Below are 22,212 nucleotides of genomic sequence, written 5' to 3' on the forward strand. Positions count from 1 at the left end.
GGTGATGGGGGTTTACTGCGCTGCGCAGAAGGACGGCAGCAGGTCGGCCGGCGACCCTGGGGGGCACGGGTCGAAGGTGAAGACGACGAGGGTGCCGAGCACGATGAGCACGACGACGGCGGCCAGAACCGCCGACTTGAGCACGCCGCGGGTCATCGGCAGCGTCGCGTAGTCGTTGATCAGGGTGCGCATGCCGTTGCCGCCGTGGATCAGCGCGAGCCACAGCATGGCCACGTCCCACCACTGCCAGAACGGGTCGGCCAGCTTGCCGCCGACGAAGCCGAAGTTGATGCCGGAGATGCCTTCGCCGAGCACGAGGTTGAAGAACAGGTGGCCGAAGATCAGCACGACCAGCACGACGCCGGACGCGCGCATGTAGATCCAGCCCCACTTCTCCCAGTTCACGCCGCGCTTGGGCGCCTGGCGTGCGGGGGAGCGGGGGGCTTCGATTGTTGTTGCAGACATGATGTGCTCCCCTTTCCTAGTGGCTGAAGACGTTGATCAGGTGGCGCGGGGTGAAGGCGAGCATCGTGATCACCCAGAGCGCGATGACGACGTAGAACATCAGCTTCTGGTGCTTCACGCCGCCTGCCCAGAAGTCGATCAGGATGATGCGGAGGCCGTTGAAGGCGTGGAACACGATCGCACCAACCAACGCAACCTCGCCGAGACCCATCAACGGCGTCTGGTAGGTGCCGATGACGACGTTGTACGCCTCCGGGCTGACGCGGATGAGTGCGGTATCAAGAATGTGGACGAGCAGGAAGAAGAAGATCGCGACACCGGTGATGCGGTGCAGAACCCACGACCACATGCCTTCGCGGCCCCGGTAGAGGGTTCCCGCCGGGCGTCGTGATGTCGTGGTCTTCTTGGCTGCTGTCAGGGTTCCTGCCGATTGCTGTGGCATGAACAACCCTCCCTGGCTGAAATGTGGCCAGTCGCTGGCCCGAAGTGCTCAATGAGCATGTGCACTCATCCTATTCCTCACTCTCAGCGATTTTCCGGTTAGGCATGCCTAAGTTCGAGCGCCGGTGCGAGTGCGCTGCGCTGACCGCCGGCGTGGCTGCCTGCTGGCCTAGGCTGACAGGGTGAGTACTCCTACTGCGCTCGACCGTTTCTACAGTGTGATTCCGGCCGGCGGCATCGGATCGCGGCTCTGGCCGCTCTCCAGAGCCGACGCGCCCAAGTTCCTGCATGACCTGACCGGCTCGGGCCAGACGCTCCTGCGCGACACCTGGATCAGGCTCGCGCCGCTCTCCGGTGAGCAGCGCATCATGGTCGTCACCGGGCGGGCGCACCGCAAGGCCGTCGAGGAACAGCTGCCGGAGTTGGCCGATCACAACGTCGTGCTCGAGAGCGAACCACGCGACTCGGCCGCAGCCATCGGCCTGGCCGCCGCGATCCTCGAACGTCGTGAGCCGGGCGTCATCATCGGCTCCTTCGCCGCCGACCACGTGATCCACCGCGACGACATCTTCCGCTCGGCCGTTGCTGAGGCCGTCGAGGTCGCGGATGCCGGTTACATTGTGACTCTCGGGATCCGCCCGACAGAGCCGGCCATCGGCTTCGGCTACATCCACTCCGGCGAGAAGCTCGTCGTCGATGGTGCCCCGAGCGCACTGACCGTCAAGTCCTTCGTCGAGAAGCCGGACCAGGCCACCGCGAAGAAGTATGTGGCCAGCGGGCACTACCTCTGGAACGCCGGCATGTTCATCGCGCGCGCTGACCGGATCCTCGAGGAGATCGGCAACTCGGAGCCGGAGCTGCTGGCCGGACTGCTCGAACTCGCCGCCGCCTGGGACGACCCGACAACCAGGGGCCCCGCCGTCGACCGCATCTGGCCCGGGCTGAAGAAGATCGCGATCGACTATGCGGTGGCCGAACCGGCGGCGGCAGCAGGCAGGCTCGCCGTCATCCCCGGCCGCTTCGACTGGGACGACGTCGGCGATTTTGCCTCGATTGCCAAGCTGCACTCCGGCGGGCGCAAGAGGGACCTCGCCATCCTCGGTGAGAACGCGCGCGTGCTCGCCGACTCCTCCAGCGGCATCGTCATCTCGGAGGGTGGTCGCACGATCGCTCTCATCGGCGTCGAAGACATCGTCGTCGTCGACACCCCTGACGCGCTGCTCGTCACGACCAGTGCGAACGCCCAGAAGGTGAAGGCCGTCGTCGACGCGCTGAAGCTCTCCGGGCGCACCGACGTTCTGTAAGCACGACACCCTCAAGGGATCGGGAATGACCATGACGCGAATCACCGCTCACCTCGCACTGCTCGCCGGCGCTGCCCTGCTCCTGGCCGGCTGCGCCTCCGCCCCCGAGGCGGGCGGCGGCTCGAGCGCCTCCGAATACTGTGCGCGCATGGTCACGAACTCCGGCGGCCTCGAGGACCGCTCGTTCAACCAGTCAAGCTGGGAGGGGCTCCAGGAGGCGAGCGCCCAGTTCGGCATCGACGTGGACGCCATTGTCTCGACCTCCGAGACCGATCTGGCGCCGAATGTCGCGCAGGCTGTCGGCACCGGATGCCAGTTCATCCTCACCGTGGGCTGGGAGCTCGCCGACGCCACGATCTCTGAGGCGGAGGCCAACCCGGATGTGCACTTCGCGATCGTCGACGAGCGGGTCGACGGCCGCAACATCAAGCCGATCGTCTTCGACACGGCTCAGGCGGCCTTCCTGGCCGGATACCTTGCGGCCGGTGTCACCCAGACCGGCGTCGTGGCGACTTTCGGCGGCGGCAACCAGCCACCGGTCACACTCTTCATGGACGGATTCGTCGACGGCGTCGATGAGTACAACCGGGTGCATGGCACCACGGTGCGGGCACTCGGCTGGGACAAGGAGAACCAGGATGGCTCCTTCACCGGCGACTTCGAGGACGTCGCGAAGGGCAAGACCTTGAGTCAGGGCCTCATCGATCAGGGTGCGGACGTCATCCTCCCAGTCGCTGGCCAGGTCGGCGAGGGCGCTGCGGCCGCGGCGAGTGAGAACAGGGGAGTCTCGATCATCTGGGTCGACAACGACGGTTACGAGACCCTGCCTGCCGAGTTCCGCCCGCTCGTTCTGACCAGTGTTCTGAAGAACATGGAGGACGCAGTGGTCAAGATCGTCGGCGACGACACCGCCGGGGTTTTCGACAACGCGCCGTTCGTCGGAACCCTCGAGAACGGCGGCGTCGAGATTGCGCCGTTCCACGACCGGGCCTCGCTCGTGTCGCCAGCGCTTGAGGCAGAGGTCGACGGCATTCGACAGGCCATCATCGATGGCAGCATCGTTGTCAGCTCGCCGAGCACACCAGAGTAGCGGAGCCTCCAGTCTGCTCATATGAGCAGAACATCGCGAATTCATAACCTTTGGGCCCTGAGCGGACTTTGCCCTTTTGAGCGGGGAAATATTCGGTAACGTGACTTGCATAGAGGCCCCGAACTCCGTCGGGGCAGCACCTTGGAGGTCACCTTGACTATCACAACTCGTAAGGCTGGCCTCGCCGGTCTTGCCATTTTTGGCGTCGCCGCCCTGCTCGCGGGTTGTGCGTCCGCGCCCGAATCCAGCGGTGGCTCCACCGATGGCTCGGCAGCCTCGCCCGACTACCTCCCCTGCATGGTCTCCGACGCAGGCGGATTCGACGACAAGTCCTTCAACCAGCTGGGCTACGAGGGCATGGTCAAGGCTGCTGACGAGCTCGGCGTCGAGTACAAGAAGGTCCAGTCCGACTCTGAGACTGACTTCGCTCCGAACCTGACGAACCTCGTCGACCAGGGCTGCAACACCATCGTCACCGTCGGCTTTGCACTCGCGGCCGCCGCGGGCGAATCTGCAGCAGCGAACCCTGACATCGAGTACGTCAGCATCGACGACGTCGTCGACCAGGACTTCGATGGCAAGACCGACCAGCCCAACATCAAGCCGATCATCTTCGACACCGCCCAGGCAGCGTTCCTGGCCGGCTACGCCGCGGCTGACTTCTCGAAGACCGGCGTTGTCGGCACCTTCGGTGGCATGAACTTCCCGACGGTCTCCATCTTCATGGACGGCTTCGCCCAGGGTGTTGAGTACTACAACACGGCCAAGGGCAAGGATGTCAAGGTCCTCGGTTGGGACACCGCCGCACAGGATGGCTCCTTCACCGGTGGCTTCGAGGCCAACGACGGTGCCCGCCAGATCGCTCAGGGTCTGATCGACCAGAACGTCGACGTGCTCCTGCCCGTCGGTGGCCCGATCTACCAGAGCGCCGCTGCCGCCATCCGCGACTCCGGAAAGGAGATCGCGCTCATCGGTGTCGACGCCGACGTGTTCGAGACCGACCCCTCGGTCGGCGACCTGCTGCTCACCTCGATCCGCAAGGCGATCGACGTCGGAACCTACGACGCGATCCTCGCCGCCGGCAAGGGCAACTTCGACGCGGCGCCGTTCGTCGGCACGCTCGAGAACGAGGGCGTGGGCCTGGCGTCGTTCCACGACTTCGAGAGCAAGGTCAACCCCTCGCTGCAGGGTGAGCTTGACGAGATCAAGGCCGGAATCATCGACGGCTCGATCCCGGTCACGTCCTACCTCGCTGGCTAGGTTGCACTGATCAATCAGAACTGAATCACACGGGGAGACCAGCAATCGCTGGCCTCCCCGCGTGACGTTAAGCCCCGGCATCCGTGCTCGAATGGAGCCTGCTCGCAACATATGAGCAATCCGCACGGATGCCGACAACCTTTGTGCACAAGCCCCACTTCTGCGCAGGCAATCAATAGAATCGGGAACATGAAGCTCGAACTTCGCGGCATTACGAAAAGATTCGGTGCCCTGGTCGCCAACGACCATATAGACCTCACTGTCGAGGCCGGCGAGATCCACTGCCTCTTGGGCGAGAATGGTGCCGGTAAGTCGACGCTCATGAACGTGCTCTACGGCCTCTACCAGGCCGAGGAGGGCGAGATCCTGCTGAACGATGTTGTGCAGAACTTCGCCGGCCCCGGCGACGCCATGGCGGCCGGAATCGGCATGGTGCACCAGCACTTCATGCTCATCCCGGTGTTCTCCGTTGCCGAGAACGTCATGCTCGGCAACGAGTCCACGAAGTTCGGCGGGCGGCTCGATCTCCCGGCCGCGCGCGCGAAGGTCAAGGAAATCTCCGCGCGCTTCGGCTTCCACGTCGACCCGGACGCCATCGTCGGTGACCTGCCCGTCGGGGTGCAGCAGCGTGTCGAGATCATCAAGGCGCTGTCCCGCGACGCCAAGGTGCTTGTCTTTGACGAGCCCACGGCTGTGCTCACGCCGCAGGAGACCGACGAGCTGATGGTCATCATGCGCCAGCTGCGCGACGCCGGCACCTCGATCGTCTTCATCACCCACAAGCTCCGCGAGGTCCGCGAGGTCGCGGACCGGATCACGGTCGTCCGGCTGGGCAAGGTCGTCGGCGAGGCATCGCCCACCGCGACAAACGCCGAGCTGGCCTCGCTGATGGTCGGCCGCGCCGTCGAGCTCACCGTGCAGAAGGGCCCGGCCCAGCTGCGCGGTCCCGCCGTCGTGGTCAGCAACCTCTCCGTCATCGACCCGCTCGGCCAGCTCGTCGTGAACGATGTGAGCTTCGAGGTGCAGCGGGGCGAGATCCTCGCCATCGCCGGAGTGCAGGGCAACGGCCAGACCGAGCTCACCGAGGCCATCGTCGGCCTGCAGCCCCGCGTGACCGGAAGCATCGTGCTGGACGGCAAGGAGATCAGCACACTCAGCGTGCGACGAATCCTCGATTCCGGCGTCGGCTTCGTGCCGGAGGATCGCACCGAGGATGGCCTCGTCGGCGAGTTCACCATCGCGGAGAACCTCATGCTCGACCGATCGGACGGGGCACCGTTCGTCAAGGCCGGCAACCTTCAGCTCGGCTACCTGGCCGAGTTCGCCCAGGAGAAGTCCACCGAGTTCGATGTGCGTTCTCAGGGCATCGACACCAAGGTCGGCCGACTCTCGGGCGGCAACCAGCAGAAGGTCGTACTCGCCCGTGAGCTCAGCCGCGATCTGCGTCTGTTCCTCGCCGCTCAGCCGACCCGCGGAATCGACGTCGGATCGATCGAATTCGTGCACAAGCGCATCGTCGCGACCCGAGACTCCGGTGTGCCCGTGATCGTCATCTCCACCGAACTCGACGAGGTCACTGCCCTCGCCGACCGCATTCTGGTGATGTACCGCGGCAAGGTCGTCGGAATCGTCCCAGGAAATACCCCGCGCGATGTGCTGGGTCTCATGATGGCCGGCGAAACGCCGAACAACGAAGGAGCAGCGGCATGAGTGCCACTCAGACACCGTCCGGGCTCGAGCAGTCCGGCACCGTGCCGGGCACGGAGCCGTCCAGGTGGCAGAAGGCCTTCCACGAGATCGTCACCGGCAACGCCATCATCTCGGTCCTGGCTGTGCTGCTCGCACTGCTGGTCGGCGCGATCATGATCGCCTTCACCGATGAGCGGGTTCAGGAAACGGCCGTCTACTTCTTCGCGAGGCCCGGCGACATGCTCGGCGCCGTCTGGCAGTCGGTGTCCGGAGCGTACTCCGCCCTGTTCCAAGGATCTGTCTACAACTTCCGACGTGATGGCTTCCTCGACGGCATCAAGCCGCTGACCGAGACATTGGTCTTCGCGACCCCCCTGATCGCCGCCGGCCTCGGTGTCGGCCTCGCCTTCCGAGTCGGCCTGTTCAACATCGGTGCCAAGGGACAGATGCTCATCGCCGCCGCATGCGCCGGCTGGGTCGGCTTCGCGGTCGAGCTGCCGTGGGGACTGCACATGATCGTCGCGCTGCTCGCCGGTGTGCTCGGCGGTGCCGCCTGGGGTGCCATCGTCGGCCTGCTCAAGGCCCGCACCGGCGCGCACGAGGTGATCGTGACGATCATGCTCAACTACATCGCGTTCTATCTGATCTCCTACGCGCTTCGCACCCAGGGGCTGCTGCAGGCGCCGGGTTCGACCAACCCGAAGACGGCTCCGATGATGGAGACGGCGGTGTTCCCCTCGCTGCTCGGCCCGCGTTACAACCTGCACATCGGCTTCCTGCTGGTGATCGGGGCCACAATCTTCGTCTGGTGGTTGCTGACCCGCTCCAACCTCGGCTTCAAGTTCCGTGCCGTCGGCGAGAACCCGAACGCCGCGCGCGTGGCCGGAATCAACGTCAAGAACATGTACGTCTACGCCATGCTTCTCGCCGGTGGACTTGCCGGTCTCGCCGGAGTCAGCCAGGTGCTCGGCACCGTGACCACGGGCTTCAGTGCGGGCATCGACGCCGGCATCGGCTTCGAGGCCATCACGGTCGCCCTCCTCGGCCGCTCGCGGCCCTGGGGCATCTTCGCCGCGGGCATCCTGTTCGGTGCGTTCAAGGCCGGCGGCTTCTCGATGCAGGCAGCCGAGGGCATTCCCGTCGAGATCATCGTCGTCGTGCAGTCGCTCATCGTGCTCTTCATCGCCGCGCCGCCGCTGGTGCGCGCGATCTTCCGCCTGCCGTCGCCGGATTCCACACCCCGTAGACAGCGCCCGATCGTCACCAAGGAGGTGGCAGCGAAGTGAGCACCTCACCCGCCGTCGTCATGCCGTCCTCCGAGCCGATCGCGCTCGACAGCACCGTGATCAAGAGCTGGAAGGCGCCGATCGCATTCGGCATCTTCACGGTCATCGCCTTTGTCATGTTCGTGCTCAACGCCCGCCCGGGCGAGACCACCTTCCGCCTCTCGTCAGAGCGCGACACCTTCCAGCTGCCCGATGTCGTCGTGAACTCCGCGACGACGGGATGGGTCATCTTCCTCGCCCTGCTGCTGATCACCGCGGCCTCGGCCCTGGCCGTGATCTCGCGGCGGAAGACCTCGATCTGGTTGACGGTGCTGTTCGCGCTGTTGTTCATGGTCGGCTTCCTGAGCTGGGCTGCCGCAGGATCCTCCATCCCGGTCACCGGCCTGTTGTTCGGCTCGGTCAGCCTCGCCGTGCCGCTGATCTTCGGTGCGCTCGGCGGCGTCATCTCGGAGCGTGGCGGTGTCGTCAATATCGCCATCGAGGGACAGCTGCTGGCCGGTGCCTTCACCTCTGCCGTCGTGGCCACGTCCACGGGGTCGCTCCTGCTCGGCGTCTTGGCCGCGCTCGTCGCCGGCGTGCTGGTCGGAATGGTGCTCGCCGCCTTCGCGATCAAGTACCTCGTCGACCAGGTGATCGTCGGTGTGGTGCTCAACGTGCTCGTCACGGGCCTGACCAGCTTCCTGTTCTCGCAGGTGCTCGCGCCGAACGCCGCGCTACTCAACACCCCGCCGCGCTTTCCCCGCCTGGAGATCCCGTTGCTCAGCGACATCCCGATCATCGGGCCGGTGCTGTTCAAGCAGACGATCATCGTCTATGTCATGTACATCGCCGTCGCCGCCGTGGCCTATGCACTGTACAAGACCAAGTGGGGCCTGCGCTTGCGCGCGGTCGGCGAGCACCCGAAGGCCGCGGACACCGTCGGCATCAAGGTCAACGCCACCCGCTTCTGGAACGTCGCCCTCGCCGGCGCGATCGCCGGAATCGGTGGGTCCTTCTTCACCCTCGGCTCCGTTGGAGCGTTCAACAAAGAGATGACGGCCGGAGCCGGCTTCATCGCGCTGGCCGCCGTGATCTTCGGCCAGTGGGACCCGATCAAGGCCACCCTCGCCGCGCTGCTGTTCGGTTTCGCCACGAACCTGCAGAACGTGCTGGGGATCATCGGCTCGCCCGTACCGAGCGAGTTCATGCTCATGCTGCCCTACGTCGTCACGATCTTCGCTGTGGCCGGTCTGGTTGGGGTCTCTCGGGCGCCGGCAGCCGATGGCAAGCCGTACATCAAGTAATTCAGCCGCAAGGAGCGAAGCTCTGGGTCAGGAGACGAATGTGAACGCCGCGACATCCGAGAACATCGACTGGGACGGCTTGCACGCCGCCGCCCTCGACGCGATGAAGAAGGCCTATGTGCCGTACTCGAAGTTCCCCGTCGGTGTGGCCGCGCTGGTCAGCGACGGCCGCGTGATCAGCGGATGCAACGTGGAAAACGCCTCCTATGGGCTCACGCTCTGCGCGGAGTGCGCGCTCGTGTCGTCGCTGCACATGACGGGCGGGGGGCAGCTCGTTGCCTTCACATGCGTGGACGGCAACGGCGGCGCGCTGATGCCATGCGGGCGTTGCCGCCAGCTCCTGTTCGAGCACTCGGCACCCGGCATGCTGCTCCAGACGGTTTCGGGAATCAAGACGATCGACGAGGTCCTGCCCGACGCCTTCGGGCCGCGTACCCTCGTCGCATTCGCAGAAGGAGCATCATGAGCACCATCGAGGCATTCGACGCCGTCGACCTGATCCACACGAAGCGCGACAACGGCGTTCTCACGACGGCGCAGATCGACTGGCTGATCGACGCGTACACCCGCGGCTACGTCGGCGACGAGCAGATGGCCGCCATGACCATGGCGATCTTCCTGAACGGGATGTCGCGCAGCGAGATCCGTGACCTGACGATGGCGATGATCGCCAGCGGTGAGCGGATGAGCTTCGCCGATCTCGGCAAGCCGACCACCGACAAGCACTCGACCGGCGGCGTCGGCGACAAGATCACCCTGCCGCTGATGCCGCTCGTCGCCGTGTTCGGCGCCGCGGTTCCGCAGCTCTCCGGGCGTGGCCTCGGCCACACCGGGGGCACCCTCGACAAGCTCGAGTCGATCCCCGGCTGGCGCGCGAACCTCACGAACGAGGAGATGTTCACGCAGCTGCAGCAGCACGGCGGCGTGATCAGCGCAGCGGGCAGCGGGCTGGCCCCAGCCGACGGCAAGCTCTACGCCCTGCGCGACATCACGGGCACGGTCGAGGCGATCCCGCTGATTGCCTCCTCGATCATGTCGAAGAAGATCGCGGAGGGAACCGGAGCGCTCGTCCTCGACGTGAAGTTCGGGTCCGGCGCATTCCTCAAGGACATCGAGCGCTCCCGCGAGCTGGCGCAGACGATGGTCGCGCTCGGTGAGGATGCCGGCGTCGCGACATCCGCGCTGCTGACCAACATGAACGTGCCGCTCGGCCTGGCCATCGGCAACGCCAACGAGGTGCGCGAATCCGTCGAGGTGCTGGCCGGTGGCGGCCCGCGCGACGTCGTCGAGCTCACGGTTGCCCTGGCGGAGGAGATGCTGGCGCTCGTCGGCATCGTCGACGTCGACGTGGCAGCCGCGCTCACGGACGGCCGCGCCATGGACAAGTGGCGCGACGTCATCCGCGCCCAGGGCGGAGACCCGGATGCCGCGCTGCCCGTCGCGCGCGAAACGCACACCGTGCTCGCCGACCGAGACGGCGTGCTCGTCGAACAGCAGGCGCTCCCGTTCGGCATCGGTGCCTGGCGCCTCGGCGCCGGTCGCGCCCGCAAGCAGGACCCCGTCCAGCACGCCGCAGGCATCGACCTGCACGCGAAGCCGGGCGACACGATCCGGAAAGGCCAGCCGCTGTTCACGCTCAGCGCCGACGAGCCGGAGCGCTTCGCCCGTGCGCTCGAGGCCGTCGACGGTGCATGGCGCATCGGCGACCCCGGTGAGCCCGTGCTCGACGGCGGGCCGCTGATCGCCGAGCGCATCGGCCGCTGACAAGCGCGCCCAGCGGCGCTGTTCCGCTGGTTGAGCATGTCGAAACCCCGCAGGACGGTTTCGACAGGCTCAACCAGTGGGCGTTTGCCGCGGCTGCTGCGAATCTGCCGAGACATCCTGGCCGTCCGACCACTAGATTTGTAAGGGTGAACACCTCTCAGAGCGAGCACCTTCTGCCCGGCGGCGCCATCAGCATCGAAGCGCTGCCCAAGATCTCCCTGCACGACCACCTCGACGGTGGTCTGCGGCCGCAGACCGTCATCGAACTCGCCGATGCCATCGGCATCGATGTACCGACAACGGATGCCGCCGCGCTCGGCACCTGGTTCGCCGATCAGGCCAACTCCGGCTCCCTCGTCGAGTACCTCAAGACCTTCGACGTCACCACGAGCGTGATGCAGACCGTCGAGGGGCTCGAGCGGGTCGCGCGCGAGTTCGTCCAAGACCTCGCCGCCGACGGCGTGATCTACGGTGAGGTGCGCTGGGCACCAGAGCAGCACCTCGCCCGTGGGCTCAGCCTCGACCAGGTCGTCGAAGCCGTGCAGCAGGGCATCGAGGCCGGCATCGACGACGTCTTCTCCTCCGGCCGCGAGATCCGCGTCGGCCAGCTCGTCACGGCCATGCGCCACGCCGACCGCGGACTCGAGATCGCCGAACTGGCCGTGCGCCACCGTGACCGCGGCGTCGTCGGTTTCGACATCGCCGGCGCCGAGCTGGGCTTCCCGGCCGGCAACCACCGCGCCGCGTTCGACTACCTGGCCAAGGAATACTTCCCCGTCACCGTGCACGCCGGCGAGGCGGACGGCATCGACAGCATCCGCGGCGCGCTCTTCGACGGCCGCGCATTGCGCCTCGGCCACGGCGTCCGCCTGGCCGAGGACGTCACGATCGAGCGCGAGGACGACGACAACAGCTACGTCACGCTCGGCCCGGTCGCCCGCTGGGTGCGCGACCGCCAGATCACGCTCGAGCTCAGCCCGTCGTCGAACCTGCAGACCGGGGCCATCGCGGCATGGGGCGATGAGCTCATCGACCACCCATTCGACCTGCTCTACCAGCTCGGCTTCCGCGTGACGGTGAACACCGACAACCGCCTGATGAGCAACACGACGATCAGCAAGGAGCTCGGCCTGCTGAGCGACGCCTTCGGCTACGACGTCGACGACTTCGAGCAGTTCCAGCAGAACGCCGTCGCCGCGGCGTTCCTCCCGCTTGAGGAGCGCGAAGAACTCGCAGAGGACATCGCCGACGCCTACGCCGAGGTCTGAACCTCCACCTCGCACCACCCTCGCGTACCACCACTCTGAAAGACACCGATGACTCTCCCGCCCCTGCCTGACTCGGCCATCGACATCGCCGTGCGCGCCGACGACTGGCGTGCAGCCGTCGAATTGTGCGGTGAGGCCCTGCAGCGCTCCGGCGCCACCAGCGCCGGATACACGGGGCGCATGGTGCAGGTGATCGACGAGTTCGGTGCGTACATCGTCATCGCCCCCGGGCTCGCTCTGGCGCACGCACGGCCGGGTCCCGATGTGCTGCGCGAAGGCCTCAGCGTCGTCACGTTGGCGGAGCCCGTCGTCTTCGGGCACCCGCACAACGACCCGGTCAGCGTGCTGATCGGTCTCGCGGTGAAGAGCTCAGACGAGCACGTGCACTCCATCGCCGCGCTGGCGAACGTGTTCAACGACGAGAGCGTGATCCCGGCGCTGGCCGCTGCACCGGACGCCGCGACGGTGCGCGGCCTGCTCGGGGTCGACGCGTGAAGATCGTCGCGATCTGCGGTGCGGGCATCGGCACCTCTGGGATCCTCAAGGTGAACGCGGAGCGCGCCCTCGAACGGCTCGACATCGAGGCCGAGGTCTCGGCATCCGATGTGGCGAGCCTCGCCGTCGCCGCCGCCGACGCGCAGGTGATCCTCACCTCGCCGGAGCTGGTCTCCCACATCGGGGCGACCAACGCCGACATCGTGGTGATCAACAACTACTTCGATCTCGAGGAGATCATGGAGAAGCTTGAGGGCGCGCTCGGCTGGTAGCCGCACCCGAACACGAAGAAACGGCCCTGTCTGCAGCTGCAGACAGGGCCGTTTGTTCTAGTTGGCTGTTACGCGTTTACCAGCGCACGCATCCCGGTCTCGAGGGCTGCGACGGTCGCCGCGGCGGCCGCCTCGCGCTCGACGACGGTGCCGTCGGTCGACGAGGCGTCGATGTACACCTTGAGCTTGGGCTCCGTGCCGCTCGGGCGCACCATGACGCGGGCGCCACCCGCGAGCCAGATGCGCAGCACATCGCTCGGCGGCAGTGCGCCGAAGCCCTCGCCGAGGTCGTCGATCTGCTCGACGCGGATGCCGCCGATCTCGACCGGAGGGTCGGCGCGCAGCGCTGACATCACCTCGGCGATGCGCGAGAGATCCGTCACACGCACGGAGACCTGGCTGGAGGCGTATGCACCGAACGTCGCGGTGAACTCCTCGAGGTGGTCGGCGATCGTGCGACCGGACGCCTTCAACGACGTGGCCAGGTCGAGCAGCGCGACCGCTGCGGAGATGCCGTCCTTGTCGCGCACGGTCTCCGGGTTCACCAGGTAGCCGAGCGCCTCCTCGAAGCCGAAGACCAGCCCGGGAGCGCGCGAGACCCACTTGAAGCCCGTGAGCGTGTTGGCGAACTCGAGTCCGTAGTGTGCCGCGACGGCCTTGAGGGCCGGCGAGGACACGATGGAACAGGCGAGGGTGCCCGTCGCCCCGTTGTCGCCCGACGCGGCGGCCACGGCCCGCTCAGCGGCGCGCCAGCCGAGCAGTGCGCCGAGCTCGTTGCCGCTCAGACGGCGGTAGCCGGTGGCATCCGTCGCGGAGGGGATCGCGATGGCCAGGCGGTCGGCGTCCGGGTCATTCGCGATGATGAGCTCTGCGTCCAACGCGCGCGCCGTCTCGATCGCCAGATCCATCGCGCCCGGTTCCTCCGGGTTCGGGAATGCGACCGTCGGGAACGCCGGGTCCGGATCGATCTGCGCGGCGACGATGTGTGGGGCGCAGAATCCGGCCGCGGCCAGGACGCTGCGTGCGGTCTCCCAGCCGACGCCGTGCATGGCGGTGTAGACGACGGAGAGCTCGGCGCGGCCGCCATCCGGCGCCTCGGATGCCACGGCGGCCGTGGCGGCGATGTAGGCGTCGACGACACCCTCCTCCGCCGTCTCGAACGCTCCGCGCGGCAGCTCGAGCACGTTCTGCTCCGCGGCGACGCGCAGGATGTGACTCGCGATCGCGGCGTCGACGGGGGCGACGATCTGGGAGCCCTCGTTGCTGCCACCCAGGTACACCTTGTAGCCGTTGTCGTTCGGCGGGTTGTGCGAGGCCGTCACCATCACACCGGCGCTCACATCGAGGTGGCGCACGGCGAAGGCGAGCACGGGGGTCGGCAGCAGGCGGGGCAGCAGGATCGCCCGCACCCCGGCCCCGGCCATCAGCTCGGCCGTGTCGCGCGCGAAGATGTCCGAGTTCTTGCGGCCGTCGTAGCCGATCACGACGGACGGCACCTCGCCGGGCGCAGCAACCTCGAGGAGGTAGCCGGCGAGCCCGGCCGCGGCCTGCGAGACCAGCACGCGGTTCATCCGGTTGGAGCCAGCGGCGATCTCGCCGCGGAGCCCGGCGGTGCCGAACGCGAGCCGCTCGTCGAAACGGTCGTGCAGCTCGGACGAGGCGTCCGCGCTGCCGCCGGCCGCGGCGTCGATTAGCTGCTGCAGCTCTGCACGGGTCTCGGCATCGGGGTCCTGGGCGAGCCAGGCCCGCGCCGTCTCGAGCAGAGCGGCATCCGAGCTCATCAGATCGCCGCCACGATGCGGGCCAGCAGGGCGCTGATCACGGGCTCGGCCATCTGACCGGCCTCGATCACCTCTGCGTGGCTGAGCGGTGTCTTCTGGATGCCGGCGGCGAGGTTGGTGATGAGCGACATGCCCAGCACCTCCATGCCCGACTGGCGTGCGGCGATCGCCTCGAGCGCCGTCGACATGCCGACGATGTGGCCGCCGATGATCTTCGCCATCTGCACCTCGGCCGGCGTCTCATAGTGCGGGCCGCGGAACTGGCAGTACACACCCTCGTCGAGCGTGCTGTCGATGGAGTGGGCGAGATCGCGCAGCCGCTTCGAGTAGAGGTCGGTGAGGTCGACGAACGTCGCGCCCTCGAGCGGTGAATCGGCGGTCAGGTTGATGTGGTCGCTGATCAGCACCGGAGTGCCGGGCTTCCACGTCTCCTTGATGCCGCCGGCGCCGTTCGTCAGGATCATCGTCTTCACGCCGGTCGCGGCGGCGGTGCGCACGCTGTGCACGACGCGGCGGACCCCGTGGGCCTCGTAGTAGTGGGTGCGTGCACCGATCACGAGGGCGCGCTTGCCGCTGGGCAGCAGCACGGAGCGCAGGGTTCCGACGTGGCCTTCGAGTGCCGGCTTGCTGAAGCCGATGATCTCGTGGGCCGGAATGGTGGCGGTCGTCTCGCCGAGCAGCTCGGCGGCCTTGCCCCAGCCGCTGCCGAGGGTCAGCGCGATGTCGTGGTGCTCGACGCCGGTCTTCTCGGCGATCTGCTCTGCGGCGATCCGTGCGACGTCGAACGGGTCAGAATCGGGCAGGTCAAGTGGGTTCTGTACAGACATGCCTCAACTCTAATGACGGATGCGCCCGCGCAGCAGATTTTGCTCATATGCAGCTCAGGGTGTGCTCATTTGCTGCGTGTGAGACGGCAGGGGAGAATGGGGCAATGGCCTATGAGTTCGAACGCACCCACAGAATTGCAGTACTCGGTGGAGGGCCCGGTGGTTATGAAGCGGCACTCGCCGGTGCGCAGCTCGGTGCGGAGGTCACGCTCGTCGAGCGCGTCGGTGTCGGCGGTGCGGCCGTGCTCACGGATGTCGTGCCGTCCAAGTCGCTGATCGCGACAGCAGAGGCCTCGAACTCGATCAAAGAGGCCGCCGACCTCGGCGTGCAGTTCTTCACCCGTGGCGATGACGGCGTGCCTGTGCGGCCGGAGGTCGCCATCAACCTCGCCGCCGTGAACAAGCGCCTCCTCAGCCTGGCGCGCCAGCAGTCGGAAGACATGAAGGCCAATCTGCTGCGTGCCGGTGTCCGGCTCGTGCAGGGCGATGGCCGTCTCGACGGCTCAGGCGCGATCATCGTCTCGACGGCCCAGGGCGACGCCGGAACCGATTTCGACCGCATTGAGGCCGACACGATCGTCGTCTCTGTCGGCGCGAGTCCGCGTGTGCTGGCATCCGCGGTTCCGGACGGCGAGCGCATCCTCACCTGGACCCAGCTCTACAACCTGCAGACCGTGCCTGAGCACCTGATCGTCGTCGGCTCCGGTGTCACGGGGGCCGAGTTCGCGTCTGCCTACCGCGCACTCGGTGCCAAGGTCACGCTCATCTCCAGCCGCGACCAGGTGCTGCCAGGCGAAGACGCCGACGCCGCGCACGTGCTCGAGAACGCCTTCAAGCGCAACGGCATGCGCGTGCTCAGCAAGTCGCGCGCCGACTCGGTCGTGCGCACGGAGGATGGCGTGGTCGCCACGCTCTCCGACGGGCGCACCGTCGAGGGCAGCCACTGCCTGATGGCCGTCGGCGCCATCCCGAACACGGCGGGCATCGGACTCGAGGAGGCCGGCGTGCAGCTCGATGAGAGCGGCCACATCCGGGTGAACCGGGTCGCCCGCACCTCGATGCCGAACATCTACGCCGCAGGCGACTGCACGACGTTCATGCCGCTGGCCAGCGTCGCATCGATGCAGGGCCGCACCGCCGTGTTCCACGCCATGGGGGACGCCGTCAACCCGCCCGCGCTGCAGAACATCACGTCCAACATCTTCACCCAGCCGGAGATCGCGACCGTCGGCTGGACGCAGAAGCAGATCGAAGAGGGCATCCGTCGCGGCGAAATCTACAAGCTGCCGCTGGCCTCGAACCCGCGAGCCAAGATGATGGGCATCAAGGAGGGCTTCGTGAAGCTCTTCGCCAGCCGCGGCACCGGCACGGTGATCGGCGGCGTGATCGTCGCACCGAAGGCCAGCGAGCTGATCTTCCCCCTCGCCCTTGCCGTTGAGAACCGGTTGACGGTCGACCAGATCGCCGACGCCTTCCCGGTGTACCCCTCGCTCAGCGGTTCCATCTCGGATGCCGCCCGCGCGCTGCACATCGTCGACAAGTAACGCGGTCGCCGTCGGTTGGGCCTGTCGAAAGCCGAGTTCGACAGGCCCAATCGACGGGGTTTCAACTGTCGTTACTTGAAGGCGCTCTCGCCCGTGATCCTGCGGCCGATCAGCAGCGCCTGGATGCTCTCCGTGCCCTCGTAGGTGTGCACGGCCTCCATGTCGACCAGGTGCCGGATCACGTGGTTCTCGAGCAGCACACCGTTGGCGCCCATCATGTCGCGGGCGATGGCCGCGACGGATCGCGCCTTGCGGGTGCAGGTGTACTTCGCCATCGACGCCATCACGGGGTCGAGTTCGCCGCGTTCGTCGAGCTTCGCCAGGTGCATGCAGTGCAGCTGCATCGAGGTCACGTCGGAGAGCATCTTCGTGAGGCGTTCCTGGACGAGCTGGGACTGGGCAAGCGGCCGGCCGAACTGCACGCGCTGCGTCGCATAGTTCAGCGCCGCCTCGTAGCAGGCGATCGCGTGGCCGAGCGCCGACCAGGCGACGCCGAGCCGGGTGGCGTAGAGCACCGTCGAGGTGTCGTTGAAGCTCTGCGCGCCCGGCAGCACGGCGTCGGCGGGAACGCGCACGTTCTCCAGCGTGATCCGTGTCTGGTGCACGGAGCGCAGGGCCACCTTGCCTGTGAGCACCTCTGCGCTGTAGCCGGGGGTGTCCTGGGGGACGAGGAAGCCGCGCACGCTGCCGCCGTGCTTGTCGGCGCTCGGCACCCTGGCCCACACGATGGTCACGGCGCCGCCGAGACCGTGGCCGATCCACTTCTTCGTTCCGTTGATCACCCAGCCGTCGGCATCCGGCACCGCCGTGGTCTCCAGGGCGACCGAGTCAGAACCGTGCAACGGCTCGGTGAGCGCGAAGGCGGCGAGCACCTCCGCGCGCTCGACGGGGACCAGCCACTTGGCCTTCTGCTCGGGGCTGCCGTGCAGGGCGATCGTGCGCAGCGCGAGGCCTCCCTGGATGGCGATGATCGTTCCGAGCGAGCCGTCGCCGCGCGAGACCTCCATGGTCACGAGCCCGGCGCCGAGCGGCGAGAGCGTGCGGAGGCCGTCGCCGGAGACGCCGTCGTTGAGGAGCCCGAGTTCGCCCATGCGGCGCACGCGCTCGAGTGGGTAGTCAGCGTTCTCCCACGCCTCATTGACCGTCGGCCAGATCTCCTCGACGAAGCCGCGGGCCCGCTGCCATACCTCACGGTCGGCAGTCGGAATGTCGTCGAACACCCGATAGAAGTCGGTGTCGAGCGGCTCTGAAACGTCGTAGTCCTGGATCACGTGGGTCCTCCCAGCCAGGCGGCGCCGGATGCAGCGCCGCACGGTGTCCCGGGGCGCGGAGAGTGCGCACCGGAGCGCGGCGAGAGCCTTCTGGGCATCGTCGCCGCGTACCCAGTCTTGCCCGTGGCGGCGCCGCTGTCGAGCATTGGATTCGTTGCTCGGCGTGTCAGCGGGAGACAGAACGGCGGCACCGCGCAGTGCGCGGTGCCGCCGTCAGAGTGTTGCCGGCTAGTCGACGATGCTCATCAGCAGGTGGCCGGAGCTGACGGTCGCGCCGACGGAGGCGTTGACGGGCCCGATGGTGCCGTCGCGGTGCGCGGTGATCGGCTGCTCCATCTTCATCGCCTCGAGCACGACGATGAGGTCGCCCTTGACGACCTTGTCGCCCTCGGCAACGGCGAGCTTGACGATCGTCGCCTGCATCGGCGCCTTCACACTCTCACCGGTGGAGGTGTCGACGGCGTGGCCCGCGCGACGGCGCGGCGCCGGGCCGGCGGTGTGCTCGGCGGAACCGGGGAGCAGACGCGTCGGGATGGTGACCTCGATGCGGCGGCCGTCGACCTCGACGACGACGCTGTGGCGGGCCTGAGGGGCCGCCGCCTCCTCGCCCGTTCCGCTCCACGGCTCGATGGTGTTCTCGAACTCGGTCTCGATCCAGCGGGTGTAGATGCTGAACGGCGCGCCGTCGGCCGGTGCGAAGGCCGGGTCGTTGACGATGGCGCGGTGGAACGGCAGGACGGTCGGCAGTCCGGCGACCTCGAACTCGTCGAGGGCGCGACGGGAACGCTCGAGGGCCTCGTCGCGGGTGGCACCGGTGACGATGAGCTTGGCGAGCAGCGAGTCGAAGGAGCCGGAGATGACGTCGCCGGCCTGAACGCCGGTGTCGACGCGCACGCCGGGGCCGCCGGCCGGCTTGAAGACGTGGATGGGGCCCGGCGCCGGCATGAAGTTGCGCCCGGCATCCTCGCCGTTGATGCGGAACTCGAAGGAGTGGCCGCGCGGGGCCGGGTCCTCGTAGTCGAGCACGCCGCCCTCTGCGAGGCGGAACTGCTCGCGCACGAGGTCGATGCCGGTGATCTCCTCCGAGACCGGGTGTTCGACCTGCAGGCGCGTGTTCACCTCGAGGAAGGAGACGGTGCCGTCCTTGCCGATGAGGAACTCACAGGTGCCGGCACCGAGGTAGCCGACCTCCTTGAGGATCGCCTTGGACGCGCGGTACAGCTCGGCGTTCTGCTCATCGGTGAGGAAGGGCGCGGGGGCCTCCTCGACGAGCTTCTGGTGGCGGCGCTGTAGCGAGCAGTCACGGGTCGACACGACGACGACGTTGCCGTGCGCATCGGCGAGGCACTGCGTCTCGACGTGGCGGGGCTGGTCGAGGTACTTCTCGACGAAGCACTCGCCGCGGCCGAATGCCGCGATCGCCTCGCGGGTGGCCGAGTCGAACATCTCGGCGACCTCGCCGCGTTCGCGGGCGACCTTGAGGCCGCGGCCGCCGCCGCCGAAGGCGGCCTTGATGGCGACGGGCAGGCCGTGCTCGTCGACGAAGGCGAGCACCTCTGCGGCATCCGCGACGGGGTTCAGGGTGCCGGGGGCCAGCGGTGCGCCGACCTTCTCCGCCACGTGGCGGGCCGAGACCTTGTCGCCGAGCTTCTCGATGGCCTCGGGGCTCGGGCCGATCCAGGTCAGGCCGGCTCCGATCACGGCGCGGGCGAAGTCGGCGTTCTCGGCGAGGAAGCCGTAGCCGGGGTGCACGGCGTCGGCGCCGGAGCGGCGCGCGATCGAGAGCAGCTTGTCGATGACGAGGTAGGTCTCCGCGCTGGTGGTGCCGTCGAGGCCGTACGCCTCGTCGGCGAGCTTGGCGTGCTGGGCGTCGCGGTCCTGGTCGGCGTAGACGGCGACGGAGAGGATCCCGTGGTCGCGAGCGGCTCGCATGACGCGGACGGCGATTTCGCCTCGGTTAGCGACGAGGACCTTGGTTATGCGCGACATAGTTCCCTAGCTTATTGCCCCGGCCGCGCCCGCCTTTGGTCGGTATCGACAAACATGCGCTGTGAACGCTGCGGATGTCGACAACGGCGGGGCGTGCCGATCGTCAGCCGCGGTTCCACAGACTGGGCCAGCTGACGCCCAGCTCGCGCACCAGATCGCGCAGCGTCGAGAGCGAGAGCCCGACGACGGTGCTCGGGTCGCCCTCGACCCGGCGGATGAACGGGCCGCCCAGGCTGTCGATCGTGAACGCGCCCGCAACGGCGAGAGGCTCCCCGCTGGCGATGTAGGCGTCGATCTCGGCCTCATCCGGCTCGGCGAAGCTGACCGTGGCCATGTCGGCGCGGCCGACCGCACCGTGCAGCTGCCCGCCGCGGTGATCGATCAGCCAGTGGCCGGACCAGAGCTCGCCGCTCTTGCCGCGTTGCGCCAGCCAGCGCTCGCGGGCGACCTCGGGGCGGTGCGGTTTGCCGAAGATCTGCCCGCCGAAGAGGAAGGCGGAGTCGCCGCCGAGGATGAGCCCGTCGATGGCTGCGCCGCCGACATCCGCCCCGACGATCGCCTCGGCCTTGGCCCTGGCGAGCAGCTGCACCATCTCGGAGGCCGGCAGCGGGCCGCGCTCGGCTTCGACGCTGGCGACGAGCGCGTCTTCGTCGACGCCGGGGGAGTGTGTGAGCGGCTCGATGCCCGCGGCGCGCAGCGTGGCCAGGCGGGCTGGCGAGGTCGAAGCGAGATAGAGGCGCATCGGGGGCCTTTCGAATGGTCGCGGTGTGGGACGATCAATACATGGGTAATCGAGCACGTTCCGCAGCATCCGCACGGCCGAAGGGCGCAGCGTCGCCCGGCACTCGAGCCGAGCGCAAGCCGGCCGGGCCGAACGTCGGCACCGAGGTCGAGCTCGACGTCACCAACGTAGCCCACGGCGGCGTCTTCGTCGCCCGCAGCGAGGGCCGGGTGATCTTCGTCAGCGACACCCTCCCGGGCGAGACGGTGCGCGCACGCATCACGGATGACGGCCACGCCAGCTTCTGGCGTGCGGAGACGGTCGAGGTGCTGAGCGCCGCGCCGGAGCGTCGCGAGCACATCTGGGCCGAGGCCGCACTCAGCCGCGACCCATCCGAGCGAGCGGGCGGCGCCGAGTTCGGCCACATCACCATGGACAAGCAGCGCGATCTGAAGCGCGCCGTGCTGGTCGACTCGCTGCAGCGCTTCGCGAAGCTCGGCAGCGACGTCACCGACGCGATCACCGTCGAGACCATCGCCCCTGCCAGCGACGCCCCGGCGAATGCGGCTGAGGACGGCACCGGCTGGCGCACCCGCGTGCGGCTCCAGGTCGACGGGGACGGCCGTGTCGGCCCGTACGCGTCCCGCTCGCACAATGTCGTCCACGTCGACTCCCTCCCGCTCGCCACCTCGAGCGTCGCCGAGACCGCCCCCCTCACGCAGCGTTTCCCCGGTGCGGCCTACGTCGATGTGATCGCGCCGAGCGCCGACGCCACCCGCATCGTCGTCGTCGAGCGCGATGCCAAGGGGCGACCGGCGCGGTCGGCATCCGAAACCGTCTACGAGGTCGTGAACGAGCGCACGTTCGGGCTCTCGGCCGGTGGCTTCTGGCAGGTGCACGCGAACGCGGCGGACACCCTCTACCGTGCGGTGCAGGCGAGCATCGATGAGGCCGAGTTCGACCCGCGGGCCGCCAACCTGGACCTCTACGGCGGCGTCGGCCTGCTCGCGGCGGCCGTCGGTGACCGCTTCGGCGAGACCGTGCGCATCACGACCGTCGAGTCGGATGCCGTCGCAACCGACCACGCGGCCGAGAACCTCGCGGAGTGGGTGGGCGCCTCCGCGATCACCGACCGCGTCGACCGCTACCTGGCCCGCATCGGACGTGACGCCAGCGCAACAGAGCGCGCCAGGCTGCAGGCGGCGACCGTCGTGCTCGACCCGCCCCGCGCCGGAGCCGGCCGTGCGGTCATCGACTCGCTCGCGGCCCTGCGCCCGCGCCAGCTGATCTACGTTGCCTGCGACCCCGTCGCCCTGTCCCGTGACATCGGCCTGCTCGCCGGGCACGGCTACGAGCTCGCCAGCCTGAACGCCTACGATCTGTTCCCGAACACCCACCACGTCGAGGCGGTCGCCCGACTGGTGCCGACACGCTGAGTCCGGTTTCGCATACTCGCATGATG

General features: G+C 67.8%; 20 protein-coding genes. 13 read left to right on the forward strand and 7 right to left on the reverse strand.

Translation table 11 applies throughout. The annotated features are described in order from the left end of the window. Window positions 1-12: 12 nt before the first annotated feature. Window positions 13-465 (reverse strand): succinate dehydrogenase hydrophobic membrane anchor subunit, encoded by a 453-nt coding sequence (locus EV379_RS02960; RefSeq protein ID WP_130504832.1) that lies wholly within the window; start codon window positions 463-465, stop codon window positions 13-15. Between the two features lie 16 nt (window positions 466-481). Further along, window positions 482-907 carry a succinate dehydrogenase, cytochrome b556 subunit gene (gene sdhC, locus EV379_RS02965; RefSeq protein WP_082492059.1) on the reverse strand — a complete coding sequence of 142 codons (426 nt, stop codon included), beginning with the start codon at window positions 905-907 and terminating at the stop codon, window positions 482-484. A 181-nt stretch (window positions 908-1,088) separates the two neighbouring features. Here sdhC and EV379_RS02970 point away from each other — a divergent pair, with 181 nt between their 5' ends. From EV379_RS02970 to EV379_RS03020, 11 genes are all read left to right on the forward strand, one after another. Beyond that, complete coding sequence (locus EV379_RS02970) at window positions 1,089-2,210, forward strand: mannose-1-phosphate guanylyltransferase (RefSeq protein ID WP_130504833.1); 1,122 nt, start codon at window positions 1,089-1,091, stop codon at window positions 2,208-2,210. Window positions 2,211-2,235: 25 nt separating this feature from the next. Then, window positions 2,236-3,300 carry a BMP family lipoprotein gene (locus tag EV379_RS02975; RefSeq protein ID WP_242616206.1) on the forward strand — a complete coding sequence of 355 codons (1,065 nt, stop codon included), beginning with the start codon at window positions 2,236-2,238 and terminating at the stop codon, window positions 3,298-3,300. Between the two features lie 153 nt (window positions 3,301-3,453). Continuing rightward, entirely contained in the window at window positions 3,454-4,560 is a 1,107-nt protein-coding gene (locus EV379_RS02980) for a BMP family lipoprotein (protein ID WP_130504834.1), read from the forward strand. A gap of 189 nt (window positions 4,561-4,749) precedes the next feature. Then, a complete protein-coding gene (locus EV379_RS02985) occupies window positions 4,750-6,270 on the forward strand; it encodes an ABC transporter ATP-binding protein (RefSeq protein WP_130504835.1) in 1,521 nt (506 codons plus the stop codon). Continuing rightward, on the forward strand, window positions 6,267-7,535 hold the full coding sequence (locus EV379_RS02990) for an ABC transporter permease (protein ID WP_130504836.1): 1,269 nt from the start codon (window positions 6,267-6,269) through the stop codon (window positions 7,533-7,535). The genes EV379_RS02985 and EV379_RS02990 overlap by 4 nt, the downstream gene beginning before the upstream one ends. 20 nt (window positions 7,536-7,555) lie before the next feature. Further along, complete coding sequence (locus EV379_RS02995; RefSeq protein WP_130507259.1) at window positions 7,556-8,818, forward strand: ABC transporter permease; 1,263 nt, start codon at window positions 7,556-7,558, stop codon at window positions 8,816-8,818. Between the two features lie 40 nt (window positions 8,819-8,858). Continuing rightward, entirely contained in the window at window positions 8,859-9,284 is a 426-nt protein-coding gene (locus tag EV379_RS03000) for a cytidine deaminase (protein WP_278044016.1), read from the forward strand. Continuing rightward, on the forward strand, window positions 9,281-10,582 hold the full coding sequence (locus EV379_RS03005; protein ID WP_130504838.1) for a thymidine phosphorylase: 1,302 nt from the start codon (window positions 9,281-9,283) through the stop codon (window positions 10,580-10,582). Before EV379_RS03000 ends, EV379_RS03005 begins: the two co-directional genes overlap by 4 nt. Window positions 10,583-10,728: 146 nt before the next feature. After that, window positions 10,729-11,850, forward strand: coding sequence for an adenosine deaminase (locus EV379_RS03010; RefSeq protein ID WP_207226186.1), 1,122 nt, complete (start codon window positions 10,729-10,731; stop codon window positions 11,848-11,850). Window positions 11,851-11,898: 48 nt separating this feature from the next. After that, a complete protein-coding gene (locus EV379_RS03015; RefSeq protein ID WP_130504839.1) occupies window positions 11,899-12,345 on the forward strand; it encodes a PTS sugar transporter subunit IIA in 447 nt (148 codons plus the stop codon). Beyond that, entirely contained in the window at window positions 12,342-12,617 is a 276-nt protein-coding gene (locus EV379_RS03020) for a PTS sugar transporter subunit IIB (protein WP_055834302.1), read from the forward strand. Before EV379_RS03015 ends, EV379_RS03020 begins: the two co-directional genes overlap by 4 nt. 68 nt (window positions 12,618-12,685) lie before the next feature. Here the strand turns inward: EV379_RS03020 and EV379_RS03025 are convergent, their stop codons facing one another. Beyond that, entirely contained in the window at window positions 12,686-14,398 is a 1,713-nt protein-coding gene (locus EV379_RS03025) for a phospho-sugar mutase (RefSeq protein ID WP_130504840.1), read from the reverse strand. Next, window positions 14,398-15,225, reverse strand: a complete 828-nt coding sequence (locus tag EV379_RS03030) for a purine-nucleoside phosphorylase (RefSeq protein WP_130504841.1) — start codon at window positions 15,223-15,225, stop codon at window positions 14,398-14,400. The genes EV379_RS03025 and EV379_RS03030 overlap by 1 nt, the downstream gene beginning before the upstream one ends. A gap of 104 nt (window positions 15,226-15,329) precedes the next feature. On the opposite strand from EV379_RS03030, the gene EV379_RS03035 reads away from it, so the two are divergent. Continuing rightward, a complete protein-coding gene (locus EV379_RS03035; RefSeq protein WP_130504842.1) occupies window positions 15,330-16,769 on the forward strand; it encodes an NAD(P)H-quinone dehydrogenase in 1,440 nt (479 codons plus the stop codon). A gap of 71 nt (window positions 16,770-16,840) precedes the next feature. On the opposite strand, the gene EV379_RS03040 is transcribed toward EV379_RS03035, so the two are convergent. The 3 genes from EV379_RS03040 to EV379_RS03050 all read right to left on the reverse strand — a co-directional run bounded on the left by EV379_RS03040 (window position 16,841) and on the right by EV379_RS03050 (window position 20,771). Further along, window positions 16,841-18,040, reverse strand: coding sequence for an acyl-CoA dehydrogenase family protein (locus tag EV379_RS03040; RefSeq protein ID WP_242616207.1), 1,200 nt, complete (start codon window positions 18,038-18,040; stop codon window positions 16,841-16,843). 228 nt (window positions 18,041-18,268) lie between these two features. Next, on the reverse strand, window positions 18,269-20,029 hold the full coding sequence (locus tag EV379_RS03045; protein ID WP_130504843.1) for an acetyl/propionyl/methylcrotonyl-CoA carboxylase subunit alpha: 1,761 nt from the start codon (window positions 20,027-20,029) through the stop codon (window positions 18,269-18,271). Between the two features lie 103 nt (window positions 20,030-20,132). Next, on the reverse strand, window positions 20,133-20,771 hold the full coding sequence (locus EV379_RS03050) for a Maf family protein (RefSeq protein WP_130504844.1): 639 nt from the start codon (window positions 20,769-20,771) through the stop codon (window positions 20,133-20,135). 41 nt (window positions 20,772-20,812) lie between these two features. Here EV379_RS03050 and EV379_RS03055 point away from each other — a divergent pair, with 41 nt between their 5' ends. Beyond that, complete coding sequence (locus EV379_RS03055) at window positions 20,813-22,186, forward strand: class I SAM-dependent RNA methyltransferase (RefSeq protein WP_130504845.1); 1,374 nt, start codon at window positions 20,813-20,815, stop codon at window positions 22,184-22,186. Window positions 22,187-22,212 lie beyond the last annotated feature (26 nt).

The organism is Microterricola gilva, from assembly GCF_004217495.1.
GTDB classification, from domain to species: Bacteria; Actinomycetota; Actinomycetes; order Actinomycetales; family Microbacteriaceae; genus Microterricola; species Microterricola gilva.